Source organism: Janthinobacterium sp. GW823-FHT01H08 (assembly GCF_058797855.1).
In genome coordinates this window covers 78,048-92,904 of sequence record NZ_CM179504.1, presented here as the reverse complement: position 1 = coordinate 92,904, position 14,857 = coordinate 78,048, and the positions used below count along the sequence as shown (strand labels likewise).

The 14,857-nt window shown below is 59.9% G+C and carries 11 protein-coding genes and 4 tRNA genes; 4 read left to right on the top strand and 11 right to left on the bottom strand.

From position 1 onward, the window contains the following. The first annotated feature begins 151 nt into the window (after positions 1-151). Both ahpC and ahpF read left to right on the top strand, forming a co-directional pair. Positions 152-715, top strand: a complete 564-nt coding sequence (gene ahpC / locus AC3RCG_RS00385; protein ID WP_070219447.1) for an alkyl hydroperoxide reductase subunit C — start codon at positions 152-154, stop codon at positions 713-715. A 98-nt stretch (positions 716-813) separates the two neighbouring features. Continuing rightward, on the top strand, positions 814-2,409 hold the full coding sequence (gene ahpF, locus AC3RCG_RS00380) for an alkyl hydroperoxide reductase subunit F (protein WP_492404931.1): 1,596 nt from the start codon (positions 814-816) through the stop codon (positions 2,407-2,409). 68 nt (positions 2,410-2,477) lie between these two features. On the opposite strand, the gene AC3RCG_RS00375 is transcribed toward ahpF, so the two are convergent. The 8 genes from AC3RCG_RS00375 to AC3RCG_RS00340 all read right to left on the bottom strand — a co-directional run bounded on the left by AC3RCG_RS00375 (position 2,478) and on the right by AC3RCG_RS00340 (position 7,659). Next, positions 2,478-2,825, bottom strand: a complete 348-nt coding sequence (locus tag AC3RCG_RS00375; RefSeq protein WP_070288838.1) for a CzcE family metal-binding protein — start codon at positions 2,823-2,825, stop codon at positions 2,478-2,480. Positions 2,826-2,958: 133 nt separating this feature from the next. Then, entirely contained in the window at positions 2,959-3,585 is a 627-nt protein-coding gene (locus AC3RCG_RS00370) for an ABC transporter ATP-binding protein (protein WP_492404933.1), read from the bottom strand. Next, positions 3,576-4,673, bottom strand: a complete 1,098-nt coding sequence (locus AC3RCG_RS00365) for a hypothetical protein (RefSeq protein WP_254679458.1) — start codon at positions 4,671-4,673, stop codon at positions 3,576-3,578. Before AC3RCG_RS00365 ends, AC3RCG_RS00370 begins: the two co-directional genes overlap by 10 nt. Before the next feature lie 108 nt (positions 4,674-4,781). Beyond that, positions 4,782-4,858: transfer RNA gene (locus AC3RCG_RS00360), tRNA-Asp, on the bottom strand. 57 nt (positions 4,859-4,915) lie between these two features. After that, positions 4,916-4,991, bottom strand: a tRNA-Val gene (locus AC3RCG_RS00355). 217 nt (positions 4,992-5,208) lie between these two features. Next, a tRNA-Asp gene (locus tag AC3RCG_RS00350) sits at positions 5,209-5,285 on the bottom strand. A 54-nt stretch (positions 5,286-5,339) separates the two neighbouring features. Beyond that, positions 5,340-5,415: transfer RNA gene (locus AC3RCG_RS00345), tRNA-Val, on the bottom strand. A 99-nt stretch (positions 5,416-5,514) separates the two neighbouring features. Next, positions 5,515-7,659 (bottom strand): S9 family peptidase, encoded by a 2,145-nt coding sequence (locus AC3RCG_RS00340; protein WP_492405050.1) that lies wholly within the window; start codon positions 7,657-7,659, stop codon positions 5,515-5,517. Positions 7,660-7,821: 162 nt separating this feature from the next. On the opposite strand from AC3RCG_RS00340, the gene dinB reads away from it, so the two are divergent. Further along, positions 7,822-8,976 (top strand): DNA polymerase IV, encoded by a 1,155-nt coding sequence (gene dinB, locus AC3RCG_RS00335; protein WP_492405054.1) that lies wholly within the window; start codon positions 7,822-7,824, stop codon positions 8,974-8,976. Positions 8,977-9,094: 118 nt separating this feature from the next. Then, a complete protein-coding gene (locus AC3RCG_RS00330; RefSeq protein WP_034754435.1) occupies positions 9,095-9,991 on the top strand; it encodes a recombination-associated protein RdgC in 897 nt (298 codons plus the stop codon). A 134-nt stretch (positions 9,992-10,125) separates the two neighbouring features. Here the strand turns inward: AC3RCG_RS00330 and AC3RCG_RS00325 are convergent, their stop codons facing one another. The 3 genes from AC3RCG_RS00325 to AC3RCG_RS00315 all read right to left on the bottom strand — a co-directional run bounded on the left by AC3RCG_RS00325 (position 10,126) and on the right by AC3RCG_RS00315 (position 14,690). Further along, positions 10,126-12,849 carry a TonB-dependent receptor gene (locus tag AC3RCG_RS00325; RefSeq protein ID WP_070224810.1) on the bottom strand — a complete coding sequence of 908 codons (2,724 nt, stop codon included), beginning with the start codon at positions 12,847-12,849 and terminating at the stop codon, positions 10,126-10,128. Positions 12,850-13,325: 476 nt separating this feature from the next. After that, on the bottom strand, positions 13,326-14,003 hold the full coding sequence (locus tag AC3RCG_RS00320) for a PEPxxWA-CTERM sorting domain-containing protein (RefSeq protein WP_070291889.1): 678 nt from the start codon (positions 14,001-14,003) through the stop codon (positions 13,326-13,328). Positions 14,004-14,204: 201 nt separating this feature from the next. Continuing rightward, on the bottom strand, positions 14,205-14,690 hold the full coding sequence (locus tag AC3RCG_RS00315; RefSeq protein WP_034781194.1) for an asparaginase domain-containing protein: 486 nt from the start codon (positions 14,688-14,690) through the stop codon (positions 14,205-14,207). Between the last annotated feature and the right edge of the window lie 167 nt (positions 14,691-14,857).

Here is a 14,857-nt window from a genome sequence, read left to right as displayed (position 1 = left end):
TATCCAATCCCGTGGGAACTGCCTATCATGGAGTTCCCATGGCGTCATGATAGCTAAAACCAATTGAAACTATTGTGACAATCAATTTTGAATATGGGTTAAAACCCCTTACACTAGAGTCTTACTGATTCACCACACGAGAGGAAATGACATGTCGCTGATCAATACCCAAGTTAAACCATTCAAGGCAACCGCATACCACAATGGCAAATTCGTCGACCTGACGGAAGCGTCGCTGAAAGGCAAGTGGTCGGTATTCGTCTTCTACCCAGCCGACTTCACCTTCGTTTGCCCAACCGAACTGGAAGATCTGGCCGATCACCACGCCGAGTTCCAGAAGCTGGGCGTCGATGTCTACGGCATCTCGACCGATACCCACTTCGCGCACAAAGCCTGGCACGACACTTCGGACGCCATCAAGAAAGTGCAATACGCACTGATCGGCGACCCGACCGGCGCCCTGTCGCGCAACTTCGAAGTCATGATCGAAGAAGAAGGCCTGGCACTGCGCGGCACCTTCGTCATCAATCCGGACGGCTTCATCAAAGTGCTGGAAGTGCATGACAACGGCATCGGCCGTGACGCATCGGAACTGTTGCGCAAAGTTAAAGCCGCCCAGTACGTGGCGAACCACCCAGGCGAAGTGTGCCCGGCAAAATGGACGGAAGGCGCCGCAACGCTGACCCCATCGCTGGACCTGGTCGGCAAGATCTAAGTCTCGATGCACGACGTAGCAAACAAGTAGTTACCGCGATGCCGGACCGGGCGTCCGGCCCGGCATTCGCCTAAATATTTGTAAAGGAAGAAAAAATCATGTTAGATGCAACCCTCAAAACCCAACTGAAATCCTACCTGGAAAAAGTGGTGTATCCGCTTGAGCTGGTCGCTTCTCTCGATGACAGCGCAAAAGCCCGCGAGATGAAGGAATTGCTCCAGGAAATAGTCCTGTTGAGCGACAAGATCACGCTGGTCGAGCGCCTTGACGCTGGCGTACGGACCCCGTCGTTCAGCATCAACCGTACCGGCTCCGACATCGGCGTGCGTTTCGCCGGTGTGCCGCTGGGCCACGAATTTACCTCGCTGGTGCTGGCGCTGCTGCAAGTGGGCGGCCACACCATCAAGTTCGACGATGCCGTGATCGAGCAGATCCGCAACCTCGACGGCGATTACGAGTTTGAAACGTTTATTTCGCTCTCCTGCCATAACTGCCCGGAAGTGGTGCAGGCCTTGAATGCCATGGCCGTGATCAACCCGCGCATCAAGGTCACCACCATCGATGGCGGCGTGTTCCCGCAAGAAGTGGAAGAACGCCAGATCATGGCCGTGCCGATGATGTTCCTCAATGGCCAGCATTTCGGCCAGGGACGCACGAATGTCGAGGAAATCCTTGCCAAGCTCGACACCAACGCCGGCGCCCGCCAGGCGGCAGCGTTGAGCAAGAAAGACGTGTTTGACGTGCTGATCGTCGGCGGCGGCCCCGCCGGCGCGGCAGCGGCGATCTACGCTGCCCGCAAGGGCATCAACACGGGCGTGCTGGCCGAGCGTTTCGGCGGCCAGGTGCTCGATACCCTGGCGATCGAAAACTTTATTTCCGTCAAGGAAACCGATGGTCCGAAGTTCGCCGTGGCGCTGGAACAGCACGTCAAGGAATACGACGTCGACATCATGAACACGCAGCGCGCCGCGAAATTGACTCCAGGCAAGCTGATCGAGATTGAAACGGCGAATGGCGCCGTGCTGAAAGCCAAGACCGTCATCCTGGCCACCGGTGCCCGCTGGCGCGAAATCAACGTGCCGGGCGAGAAGGAATACCGCAACCACGGTGTCGCCTACTGCCCGCACTGCGATGGTCCCTTGTTCAAGGGCAAGCGCGTGGCCGTGATCGGCGGCGGCAACTCGGGCGTGGAAGCGGCGATCGACCTGGCCGGCCTCGTGAAACACGTGACCCTGATCGAGTTCGGCGCGGAACTGCGCGCCGATGCGGTGCTCCAGCGCAAGCTGCACAGCCTGCCCAATGTGACCGTGATCACGTCGGCGCAGACCACCGAGATTCACGGCGACGGCAAGATCGTCAATGGCCTCAGCTACACGGACCGTATCAGCGGTACGTCGAAGAAGGTCGAGCTGGAAGGCGTCTTCGTGCAGATCGGCCTGGTGCCGAACACGGAGTGGCTCAAAGGCACGGTCGCGCTGTCGCGCCACGGCGAAATCGAAGTCGATGCCCGCGGCCAGACCTCGATCCCCGGTGTGTTCGCGGCCGGCGACGTCACCACGGTGCCGTACAAGCAGATCATCATCGCCACCGGCGAAGGCGCCAAGGCAGCCCTGTCCGCCTTTGACCACCTGATCCGCTCGGATGACGAGGAAGTGGTCGACGAGTCCGCCGCGAAAGAAGCGCTGACGGCGTAACTCTTCACGCTGAAAAAAAACCGGAAAGGCCGCGAGGCCCTTCCGGTTTTTTTATGCGTAGAGGAAACTTAGCTGCCTGTGTACAGCGGGTTGGCGGCGACATACACCTGCACGCCATCGACGGGCATGTCTTTCGGCGCGATCTCGGCCAGGGCGAATGTCGTTTGATGGTTAAAAGTTTGCACGTGCCACGTAAAACGCTGGCCGGCGCGCGCGATGGTGACGGTTTCGCCGCGCGTGACGTTGATGTGGCGCGTGTCGGGCTGCAGTTCGATGCTGCGCTGGGCGGCGGCGTGGGGCGCGCTGCTGCCATAGTCGGCGGCCGTGCCCGTGGGGCCGGCGGCGAGGGCCGAAGTGGTGCAGGTGGTGATAGCGGCGCACAGGATGGCCAGGGCGCTGCGGTGGATGTTCAACATGATTTCTCCAAGAATAAGCCGGGCGCAGTGAATAACCGTGCCGTGTTGTTGTCGTGGCTGCACCGGGATCGCCGGTTTTTGCAACACGGCATCCTAAGCGGTTCTTGCCGATCTGCAAAGCTGTATTTCCTGTCTATATTTCCACCGTCGCCGCCAGCGGCACGTCCGGCGCCAGATGGCTGGTCAGCACGATGCACTGGCGCGCCAGGCGGGCCGGGTCGGCCAGTCGCTGGCGCAAGTACGCCATGGCGGCCGCGTCGAGGCCATTGAACGGCTCATCGATCAGCAGCAGGCGCACGGGCAAGGCCAGTGCCAGGGCCAGCTGCAGTTTTTTATGCTGGCCCAGGGACAGGGCGGTGATGCTTTGCTGTAAGGTCTGCAGCAGGGAAAATGCGCTCAGTTCGTCGTTCAGCAGGGCCTGGTCGCTGCCCGGGTACAGGGCCAGGTGCAGGTCGAGAAACTCGTGCACTTGCAGCCAGGGCAGGGCGGGCGCATCGCCGCCGCAATAGAAGGCCCGGGCGCGGTAGGCCAGCGGCATGAAGCCGCTGTCGATTTCGTTCAGGCGGATGGCGCCGCGCGCGGGCAGCAGGGCGCCGCCCGCCAGCTTCAGCAAGGTCGTCTTGCCGGCGCCGTTCGCGCCGCGCAGCCAGGTGACGCCGGGGCCGAATTGCCGGTTGAACCCCTGGAACACGCTGTGCGTGGGGAAGTGAAAATCGAGGTGCTCGATATACAGCACGGAAGAAGGCAGGTTCAATTCCATAATTCGCTTCCGATGGCGCTCAAGGCAAGGATGGACAGGACGACGAGGGCGACCCTGCCGCGCGCCGTCAGGCGGGGCAGGCCGACGATGGCCAGCAGGGCGACACTGGCGGTGAGGGCATACACGCTGGTGACGCGCTGTTGCAAGGCGGCGGGATCGGTGGCGTACAGCAAGACAGCACCGGCCAGCAGCACGGCGAAGGCGGGCAGCAGGCTGGCCGCGCAGGCCAGGCGCAGCAAGGGCGCGCTGGCCAGCGGCCAGGCGTTCAGCGCTGGGCGCAGCACGGCGATCTGCTCGCGCACGGCCTTGTCGCCCCGGTCCGTCACAATGACCAGGCTGGCGCTGGCCAGCAAACCGAGCAGCGGCGCGGGCAGCAGGGGCGCGCGCAGCAGCCAGGCCAGCATGCTGGCGCCCGCCGTGGCCAGCAAGACGCTTTGCTGCAGGCCGATCACATTCTCATTGCGCCAGAACGGCAGCCAGAACAGCTGGCGCCACAGGAACAGGATAGGCCAGCGGGGCCGTTGCGGCACATAGGCCGTCATCGTGGGCGGGCGCGCCCTTTGTGCGGGGCGCGGCGCGCGCAGGCGTTGCGCCACGATGAGCGTCGTCAGCAGCCAGGCCAGCAGCCAGGCACCGGCGGTGGCGGCAATGCCGGCCGCCGCAATGGGGCGCAGCCACGGCGGCGACTGCAGCAGCCAGATGCCGGCCGAGACGGCATACGCAAGGCCCAGCGGCAGCATCAGCAGGCCGGCGACGGCGATATCGGCTTGCCAGCGCAGGCGCGGCGGCAAGGGGAGCTGGCGCAGCCAGACGGCGGTACTTGCCGGCAGCAGCCGTTTGCGCAGCAGCCAGGCGGGCAGGCAAGTGAGGACCGTCTGCGTGACGATGATACTCAGTGCGGCGGGCCAGGGCTGGCTCACGGCGAGAAAGCCGGGCAGGGCGATGACGCTGAGCAGGCCCAGCAGGACGGGACCGGCCAGGAAAAAGAAGATTTCCATGGAACTCGTCAGGCTGGCGGCAAATTGCAGCAAAGCATGATGGGCCAGGCGCAGCCGCAGGGCGATATAGGGAGGAGTACTACGGGGCAAGCGCATGCGGGCAGGGGCGAAGTCAGGGTAGCGCTGATTCTAGTGCATTTGCTGTTTCAGAATGGGAAAAGCCCTTCGGTTCCAGGAACCAAAGGGCTTTTCTTTTATTGGCGGAGCGGACGGGACTCGAACCCGCGACCCCCGACGTGACAGGCCGGTATTCTAACCAACTGAACTACCACTCCAAGCTCGTATGATCTGTGTTGCTGATCCATGAAGCACTGGATAATTTTCTGTATTGGTGGTGGGTGCTGAGAGGCTCGAACTCCCGACCTACGCCTTGTAAGGGCGCCGCTCTACCAACTGAGCTAAGCACCCGCATACCCAGAAAACTATCCCGACGTTTGTCACCACGTCTGGAAGAGGCACTATTATAGGGGGCGCTTTCGTGCTTGTGCAACTATTCTTGAGGGGGAATGGCAGTTTTTTTGCTGAAAAGCGCAAAAATGTTCAGGGGAGCGGGTAATGACGTGTTTTTGGCTTCTGAAATGGGAAAAGCCCTTCGGTTCCACGAACCAAAGGGCTTTTCTTTTATTGGCGGAGCGGACGGGACTCGAACCCGCGACCCCCGACGTGACAGGCCGGTATTCTAACCAACTGAACTACCACTCCAAGCTCGTATGATCTGTGTTGCTGATCCATGAAGCACTGGACAGTTTTCTGATTTGGTGGGTGCTGAGAGGCTCGAACTCCCGACCTACGCCTTGTAAGGGCGCCGCTCTACCAACTGAGCTAAGCACCCGTTGCTTGTCTCAGAAAACCATCCCGACGTTTGTCACCACGTCTGGAAGAGGCGCTATTATAGGATGGCTAAAATCCTTCTGCAAGCGCTTTTTTCACATTATTGCGTGATGTTCCACTGCGACAGCATCCACGCCATGTTGAAGGCGTTTTCGGCGATGGCGTTGTAGCGGCCCGACGCGCCGCCGTGGCCGGCGCCCATATTCGTTTTCAGCAGCAATGGATTGCCGTCCGTCTTGTACGCGCGCAGCTTGGCCACGTATTTTGCCGGTTCCCAGTACATGACCTGGCTGTCGTTGAGGCCCGTCGTCACCAGCATGGCAGGATAATTCTTGCGCGCGATGTTGTCGTAGGGTGAGTAGCTGAGCATGTAGTCGTAGGCCGCCTTCTGGTTCGGGTCGCCCCATTCCAGGTATTCGCCCGTCGTCAGCGGCAGGCTGGCGTCCATCATGGTGTTCATCACGTCGACGAACGGTACGGCCGCGTGCACGGCGTGGAACAGCTCGGGACGCATGTTGACGACGGCGCCCATCAGCAAGCCGCCGGCGCTGCCGCCCTGGATGATCAGGCGGTTCGGGCTGGTCCATTTTTCGCGCACCAGGTAGTCGGCGCTGTCGATGAAGTCATGGAAGGTGTTTTTCTTCTTCATCAGCATGCCGTCTTCATGCCACGCTTCGCCCATGTCGGTGCCGCCGCGGATATGCGCTTGCGCATAGATGACACCGCGTTCCAGCAGGCTGATGCGGCTGATGGCAAAACTGGCTTCCGTCGAGATGCCATACGAGCCGTACGAATACAGCAGCAGCGGCGCGGAACCGTCGAGCTTGACGCCCTTCTTGTAGACGACCCACAGCGGCACTTGCACGCCATCGCGCGCTGTCACCCACAGACGCTGCGTCGTGTAGCGGCTGCCGTCAAAGCCGCCGACGATTTCCTGCTGTTTCAGTACTGTGCGCTGTCCATCCTTCATGCTGACGTCGATGACGGTGGGCGGCGTAACGGGCGACTGGTAAGACATGCGAAATTGCGTGGCCGAAAACTCGGGTGTGCCGACGGACGTGGCCAGATAGACGGGGTCGTCGAACTGCACGGTTTTCCAGTTCTTTTGCGCAAAATCAAGGATGCGCGCGCGGTTCAGGGCGCGGGCCTTTTCCATCACCACCAGATAGCCCTGGAATACGTCGATGGACTGGATCACGGCATCCTTGTTGTGCGGCACGACGGGTTTCCAATTCTTCGGCTGAGGGGCGGTGACCGGCGCGCTGACGACGCGGAAATTCTTCGCATCCTTGTTGGTCAGAATATACAGCTGGCCGTCGCGGTGCTCGACGACGTAGCGGTGGCCTTTTTCGCGTTTCAGCACGCTCTGGAAACTGCCTTCCGGCTTGCTCGTTGGCAGCAGCAGCACTTCGGTCGTATCCGTGCTGCCCGAGGTGAGCACGAAGAATTGCTTGTCATGCGTACGGTCCACGTGGATGGCGAACTGTTCCACCGGCTCGTGGTAGACCTGCTGCGGCATGCCGCCCAAGGCCAGGCGGAACAAGCGGTCAGCGCGCTTGGTGGTGGCGTCTTCCTGCGTCAGCATCAGGGTGGCGTTGTCGGCCGCCCAGGCCAGGGATGTGACGCGCGGCATGCTGTCGCCCAGCAACTTGCCCGTCTTCAAATCCTTGACATGCAGCGCGTACTGGCGGAAACCCGTCGTGTCGGTGGTGTAGGCCAGCAACTGTTCATTCGGGCTGATGGCAAACGCGCGCACGGCAAAGAATTTGTGGCCTTCGGCCAGTTGATTCTGGTCAAGCAAAATCTCTTCGGCCGCCTGGGCGTCATACGCGCCCTTCCCGCCGACGGGGCGGCGGCAGTGAATCGGGTATTGCTTGCCCGCTTCCGTGCGCGTGTAATAGTAGAAATTGCCCTGGCGCGCAGGCACGGACAGGTCCACTTCCTGCATGCGGCCCTTGATTTCCGCAGTCAGCTTGTCGGCCAGCGGCTGGATCGGGGCCGTGACGGCCGCCGTATAGGCGTTTTCCGCATTCAGGTAGTCGATCACGGCAGGATCGGTCTTCTTTTGCAGCCAGCGGTAGTCGTCCGTAACCACGGTGCCGTGGCGCGTTTCCTGCCAGGCCGTCTTGGCGGCGACCGGCGCGGTGGCGGCGGCATCGGCGGCCAGCGCGGATGGCGCCAGCGTGGACAGCAGGATGGATGAGCAGACGGCCAGGCGGCGCAAAGCTTGATGTGCTGTAGACAAGGCAACTCCTTTTATAGTCGTGTCAGGATTGTAATCTTGCTATTGAGAAAAGCAACTGCGGAGCGCGTGCGTTTCAACTTGCATCCATGGGCATTTCCAGCGATACTGTATATAACTACAGTATCCCGCCGCGAGGTGTCCTTGACCACATCTGCCCCTACATTGCCTGAACCGCGCCGCTGGATAGCCCATCTGGACATGGATGCCTTTTTCGCCTCCGTGGAACTGTTGAAATATCCGGAATTGCGCGGCGAAGCCGTCGTCATCGGCGGCGGGCGCTTGCAGCAACCCCTGTTGCAGGAAGACGGCACGCGGCAATTCGCGCGCATGCGCGACTACGTGGGGCGCGGCGTCGTCACCACGTCGACGTATGCGGCGCGCAAGTTTGGCGTGTTTTCCGCCATGGGCATCATGAAGGCGGCGAAACTGGCGCCCGACAGCATCCTGCTGCCGGCCGATTTCGAGGCTTACCGCGAGTATTCGGCCCGCTTCAAGCAGGCAGTGGCCCAGCTGTGCCCCATCATCCAGAACGTGGGCATCGATGAAATCTATGTCGACCTGACCGAATACGGCGAGCAGGCACCGGCCATGGCGGCGCGCCTGAAGGCGGCCGTGTTCGAGGCGACGGGCCTGTCGTGCTCGATCGGCCTGGCGCCGAACAAATTGCTGGCAAAAATCTGTTCCGATCTGGAAAAGCCCGACGGCCTGACCATTTTGTCGCCCGAGGATGTGGAAACGCGGGTCTGGCCCTTGCCGGCGAAAAAGATCAACGGCATCGGCCCGAAAGCCACGGCCAAGCTGGAAGCGCTGGGCATTATTACCATCGGTGAGCTGGCGCGGGCCGACATGGCCATGCTGCGCACGCAGTTCGGCGACCTGTACACGGGCTGGCTGCGCCAGGCGGCGCTGGGCATCGACGAGCGTCCCGTGCAGACGAGCCGGGAAACCAAGTCCGTCAGCCGCGAAACGACGTTCGAGCGCGACTTGCAGGTGGTGCGCGACCGCGCCACCCTGTCGGAAAAGCTGGAAAGCCTGTGCACGCGCGTGGCGGGCGACCTCGACAAGCAGTCGCTGGCGGGGCGCACGGTGGGCATCAAGCTGCGCTTCGAGGATTTCAGCACCGTCACGCGCGACATCACCCTGCCCAGTGCCACGGCGGACGCCGCCGCCATCCTGCGCGCCAGCCGCGATTGCTTGCGGCGCGTGCCATTTGACAAGAAAATCCGCCTGCTGGGCGTGCGCATCTCGACCTTGTCCGATCCGGCCGTCATGACGCGGCAGGCGCCAGCCCAGGCGGAGCTGTTTCCCGCCCTGTAGCGGCATTCCCCATGCATCAACAACACCGCGCCAGTCCGCGCTTTTGACGGCATTCCCGTGTCGAAAGTGTAGAATGGCGTTCCCCTGGCACTACTGAAACAAACGGAAGACAAAAACTATGTGGTTCAAGAATCTTCAGATTTACCGCCTGCCCGCACCGTGGGCTTACACGCCAGAACAACTGGAAGAGGCCTTGTCCTCGAACAAATTTACGCCGGCGACCAGCATGGATCTGATGCGCCAGGGCTGGGATACGCCACGCCCGAACGGCGGCCTGGTCCACGTGGTCAACAAGCAAATGCTGATCTTGCTGGGCACGGAAAAGAAACTGCTGCCAGCGACTGTCATCAACCAGGTGGCCAAGGCCCGCGCCGCCGAGATGGAAGAAGCGCAAGGCTTTGCGCCTGGTAAAAAGGCCATGAAGGAATTGAAGGAACGCGTGGCCGACGAACTGCTGCCGCGCGCGTTCAGCATCCGCAGCAACGTCTGGACGTGGATCGACCCCGTCAATGGCTGGCTGGTGGTCGATGCCGCCAGCCCGGCGAAGGCCGATGAAGTCATCAAGCTGCTGCTCAAAGCCGTCGATAAACTGCCGCTGGAAAGCCTGCGTGTGCAGCGCTCGCCCGTGGCGGTGATGACGGAGTGGCTGCAGGCGGACGACGCGCCGGCCGGCTTCACGGTCGACATGGATACGGAATTGCGCGCCACGGGCGAGAGCAAGGCCACCGTGCGCTACGTGCGCCACACCCTGGAAGCGGACGATGTGCGCCGCCACATCGCGGCCGGCAAGCAGTGCACGCGCCTGGCCATGACGTGGAACGACAAGATCTCGTTCGTGCTGACGGAGTCCTTGGCCATCAAGAGCGTCAAGCCGCTCGACGTGATCAAGGAAACGGAATCGAGCACGAAGAACGACGAAGAGCGTTTCGACGGCGACGTGATGCTGATGACGGGCGAGCTCTCCAAGCTGATGGCCGACGTGGTCGAAGCTTTGGGCGGCGAAGCGACTGCATAAAAGCAGCTATATAGGTACGGAAAAGGAGCTGCGGCTCCTTTTTTTTCGCCTGTGCAATTTGCGGGCGCATAAAAAAAGCGCCTTGCACGGTGAAGTGCAAGGCGCTTTCGGACAAGCTAATTCAACACGTCAAATTAGAACTTGTAGTTGCCGGTGACGTAGAACGAACGCATCATCGGATCGGCGTAGCGTGGGTCGAAACCGATCTGGTGGCCCGACGAAGCGCGCAGCGACAGCGGCGGTGCACGGTCGAACAGGTTTTTGATGCCTGCGCGGATCGTGGTTTGCTTGTCAAAGGCGAAACGTGCTTGCCAGTCGAACGTCGTGTACGACGGTACTTGCAGGCGGAAGTTTTTCTCTTCTTTTTGGGTCGCCAGGTTGTACACGGTAGCGGGAGCATCGGTGTAGCCGTTACGGTAGTTGACCGTGACCGTGTTGCTCAGGCGGCCCGTGTCCAGGGTCGTCGTCAGCTTCATCAGGTTGCGGAACGTGACTTCGTTGGTGTCGCCGAAGAAGTTCATGTTGCTGGTGAACACATTGTCGCTACCGGCTTTGGTGTAGTTGGCGTGCAACATGTGCGTACCGCTCAATTGGGCGGTCAGCTTGCCGAAAGAAAACTTGTGGTTGGCGGACAGATCCCAGTCGATACCACGGTATTCCTTCTTGCCGATGTTGACCGACAGTTTCTTGAACGCGTAGTAAGCGATGCCGGTCGATGGCTCGATGTATTCACCGAAGCTCGATGCATACTTGACCGGATCGGCAAATGCTTGCTCTTCGGATACTTCCGACACGGCATTGCGCAATTTCACATCCCACAGGTCGGCGCCGAACGAGAATGCCGAGCTAGGCTCGACACGGAAGCCCAGGGTGAACTGCTTCGATTTTTCCGATTGCAGATCCGGGTTGCCTTGCGATACCGCGTTGTATTGCGTTGCTTCCGCGCGGCACAGTGCGTTACCTGGGTATGGGCAGTCAAATTTCTTGGCGGTAAAGCCGGCGTTGACCAGTGGCTGAGCGATGTCCAGCATGCTTGGCGCCTTGAAGCCCGTGCCGTAGGAACCGCGGATCAGCACGGTCTGTACCGGCTGCCAGCGTGCCGATACCTTGTAGGTATTGGCGCTGTCTTTTTTGCCGACAGTTTTGTTGTTCAGCTTGTCATCGATCGCCTTGACAGCATCGTAACGGCCGCCGACGGTCATTTCGAACGACTTGGTCAGCGGTGCCAGCAACTCGACGAAGGCGCCGTAGGTGTCGCGGCTCATGTCGTAGGCTGGCTTGGTGTTGAAGCTGTAGATGTCGTCGCCGGTGGCGCCTGGCGATTGCTCATACGTATAGGTGCGGTAGTCGCCGCCGATACCGAGGCTGGCCTTGCCGCCTGGCAGGCTGAACAATTCACGCGAGCCGTGCGTGTCGATGCCGCGCATCGTGGTCGATGCGGTGCGCACGGAGCCGACGAATTGCGCGCCAGCGACCTGTGCTTGCACGGATGGCTTTTGTGTCGCAGCAAAAGGATTGAAGTCCGGATTGGCCAGGATATTCTTGAATTCCTGGCTCTTCTGGTAACCGCCCGTGTAGCGCTCGTCGATCGAGTTTTGCGACCAGGTCAGGCCGCTTTCGAAGTTCCACGCGCCCAGTTCGCCTTCCACACCGACGACCATGTGTTTGGTTTCGGTGATGGTGTTGCTGGCACGCAGGCCGAAGTCGGTGCTGCGGTAGTTGGCCGTCACGGATTTGACGTCGGCACGTTGCGCTGGCGTCAGGTAGGGCGACACATAGGTGTTGTACAGCGCGCTGTCCTTGGCGATTGCGATCGGGATCGGATTGGCGGCGATACGCGCCGTCAGGTCGTAGCGCGAGTAGGCCAGTTCGGCGAATGCATTCAGGTTGTCGTTCAGCTTGTACGTCGCTTTGGAGAACAGGCTGTCGCGTTTCGATTGCGGTACGATTTCCACGGTGGAACCCGTGTCGAAGCCGCAAGCGCGTGCATTGGCGGTGGTGACGTCGAAACCTTCAGGGCAATTGCCATTTTTAGCCAGGTAAGGCGAAAACGCGGTCGATGGCGCACCGCTCTTGTAGGCAACCGTGGCGCCTGCTGGCGAAGCCGATGTGCTGGTGCGGTCCCAGATGTAGTTATTGCCGTTGCGGCTGAACGGCACGTACGAGGTGGCGGCGAACGTGCGGTCGGTGGCGCGCAGTTTCGATTGCTCGTCATGGCGGTACGACAACAGCACGTTGAAACGGTCTTCGTCCAGGTCGCCGAAACCGTAGGTGACGCTGGTGTTCCAGGCGTTGCCGCCCTTGTCTTCCGGACCGCCGTAGGTGGCTTCCAGGGTGGCGCCTTGCTGGTTTTTCTTCAGGATGAAGTTCAGTACGCCGGCGATGGCGTCCGAGCCGTACAGGGCCGAAGCGCCGTCGGTCAGGATTTCGACGCGTTCAACGGCGCTCATCGGAATGGCGTTCAGGTTGACCGTGGTGCCGGAACCTTGTGGCGCGATGCGGCGGCCGTTCAACAGCACCAGGGTGTAGGTTTCGCCGATACCGTGCAGCGAAGCACTGGTATTGCCGCCCGAGTCGGAACCGGCGGCGACGGCGCCGATGGTGAAGCCTTGCATCGCTGGCAAGGCCTGGATCAGGTCGGCAACCGAAGTGGCGCCCGATTTGGCGATCGCTTCTTGCGACAGGCGCTGTACAGGCAAGGCGCCTTCGACAGCGATACGCTTGATGCTCGAACCGGTAATTTCAACTTTTTGAATTGCTTCGTCCGCCATGGATTGGCCGGAGAACAAAACGCTGCCTGCCAGGACGGTCAGGGCCAGGCGTACGCTGCGTACGCCAATCTTTTCTTTAAATGCCATTGTAACAATTACTCCGTAGTAGTTTTAATAACGACAAGCAGTACACGAGCACCGTTCTGGTCATCGGGTAGATGCCCAGCGGTGCTCGTGTACGGTAGGCGGAACCACGTCGGTGGGAGGTGGAAGACTACTTAGCGCAATATTGTTATAAATGCACTTTTGACTTGTCGAGGCAAACATTATGTCGTCTCAGCAAGAAAAAATGCACCTCAACCGTGTCGGATTTGGCAATAAATTCGAGATACTGAAGAATATTTGATTTAAATGTTAAATATAGATTTTATATTTATAAATATCTGCGTTTTTAAAAATGATCAATGGCGTTTTTTTGCAACATAAAATTATTGTATTGGCAATTCGATGTTTTGCCAGCAATAATTAGATGAAAAATGTTGTATTGCAGAATTTATGCAAAGTAAAAAAATGTAAAAAAAGCCCGCTGAAAGCGGGCTTGTCGAGGTGCTGCAGAGTGGAAATCAGGCGCTGTGCTTGCCTGTTTTTCTGCGGCGTGCCATGAAGCCGACCAGGCCGAGACCGGCCAGCAGCATGGCGTATGTTTCCGGTTCAGGCACTGCGGCCACCGGTGAAGCGAAAGTACCGGTAAAGGTAGAGTAATTGCCATACTGGTTGCTGGCAGATTGTGCAGTAGCGGCGCCATAGCCGAAATAGGTGCTGATGCCGACCGTGTTGGCGCCGACGGCAACATTGCTCAGGGTAATGCTGAAGTTGGCGGTCGAGCCTGGCGTGTACACGGACTGCGTATATTGGCCCCACCAGGTGTAGGCCGCGTAGCCCGATGGCGCCACCAGGTTTTGCGAGCCGTCGCCGCCCAGATCGAGCTGGGCGCTGGCACCTTGCGACCAGAAGCCGGGGGCGCCGTTCAGTGGTGCAGGGGCGGTGGAACCGACCAGCGTGGCGGAGACAGGAACGAAAATCGTGAAACCGTCCAGGCCCGTCTGGCCGCCGATGCCCTGGTTATTGTTCAAGACGCTGTAATCGAAGGTCCACGTGTTCGCGCCTGCGGCCGTGGCCGATGCCGTTACCGTATATTCATTGGTGAGGCTGGTCGTCGCGTGGGCGGTGCCGCTCAGCGCAAACGCGGCGGCAATGGCGCCCAGTTGGAACAGTTGTACAGCCGATTTGCGCTTGGTCATGAGGAATTCCCGAAAAAGGGTTAGTCGATGAGCCAAATATAGCATTGAAGCATGAGAAATAATTGTAATTATGAACAAATATATTGCTTTTTTGCTTGCAATATTTCCACGCGGGAATTAATGTGGGTATTCCTTATCCTCGTAGAAATATTGCCATGCCATTTTGTTGTTGCGCTGCGACGTTGCCGCAGTGCAATTGCATCACAGCGGCTGGAACACCCCGGCGGCGCGGTTCTTTTGCACATTGTCCCATGCAAAAATCTGGCCATTCATGGCCACGTAGACGCCGGCTGGCAAGGTTTGCGCCACGCCGCAGGCAAAGCCCAGGTTGAACAGGGCATCGGAGTTGTCGATTTCGTAGGGAATCATGGCGCCCGTCAAAATGACCGTTTGCTGCAGATTCGCCGCGCCCAGCACTTGCGCCGTTTCGCGCATGGTGTCGGTGCCGTGGATGATGACGATGGCTTTTTCTTGTGCCGCGCGGCACGAGGCGAGCACGCGCTGGCGGTCCGCATCCTGCATGTCGAGCGAGTCCAGCAGTGGCAATTGCTCCAGCGCCACGGGCGCCGTCATGCGCGCGCGGGCAATCGCTGCCGGCAAATGACTGTCGGAAAAGCCCAGGGTACCGTTCAATTCGTTGTAGTGCTTGTCGAAAGTGCCGCCGGTGGCGAGTATGCGCAATGTCATGATGTGGTCACGATGTCAGTGGAGAATGACGCGCATGATATCGTGGATTGCCGCCCTTGCGTGAATGACGCTGCGGATGGGACGGCGTGCTTGCCGCCTGCGCTTGCGCCGCATCTGGAAAATTTGGCCATCTGTGAGTACACTGGTTTCTTTGTTTGCCAGCCACC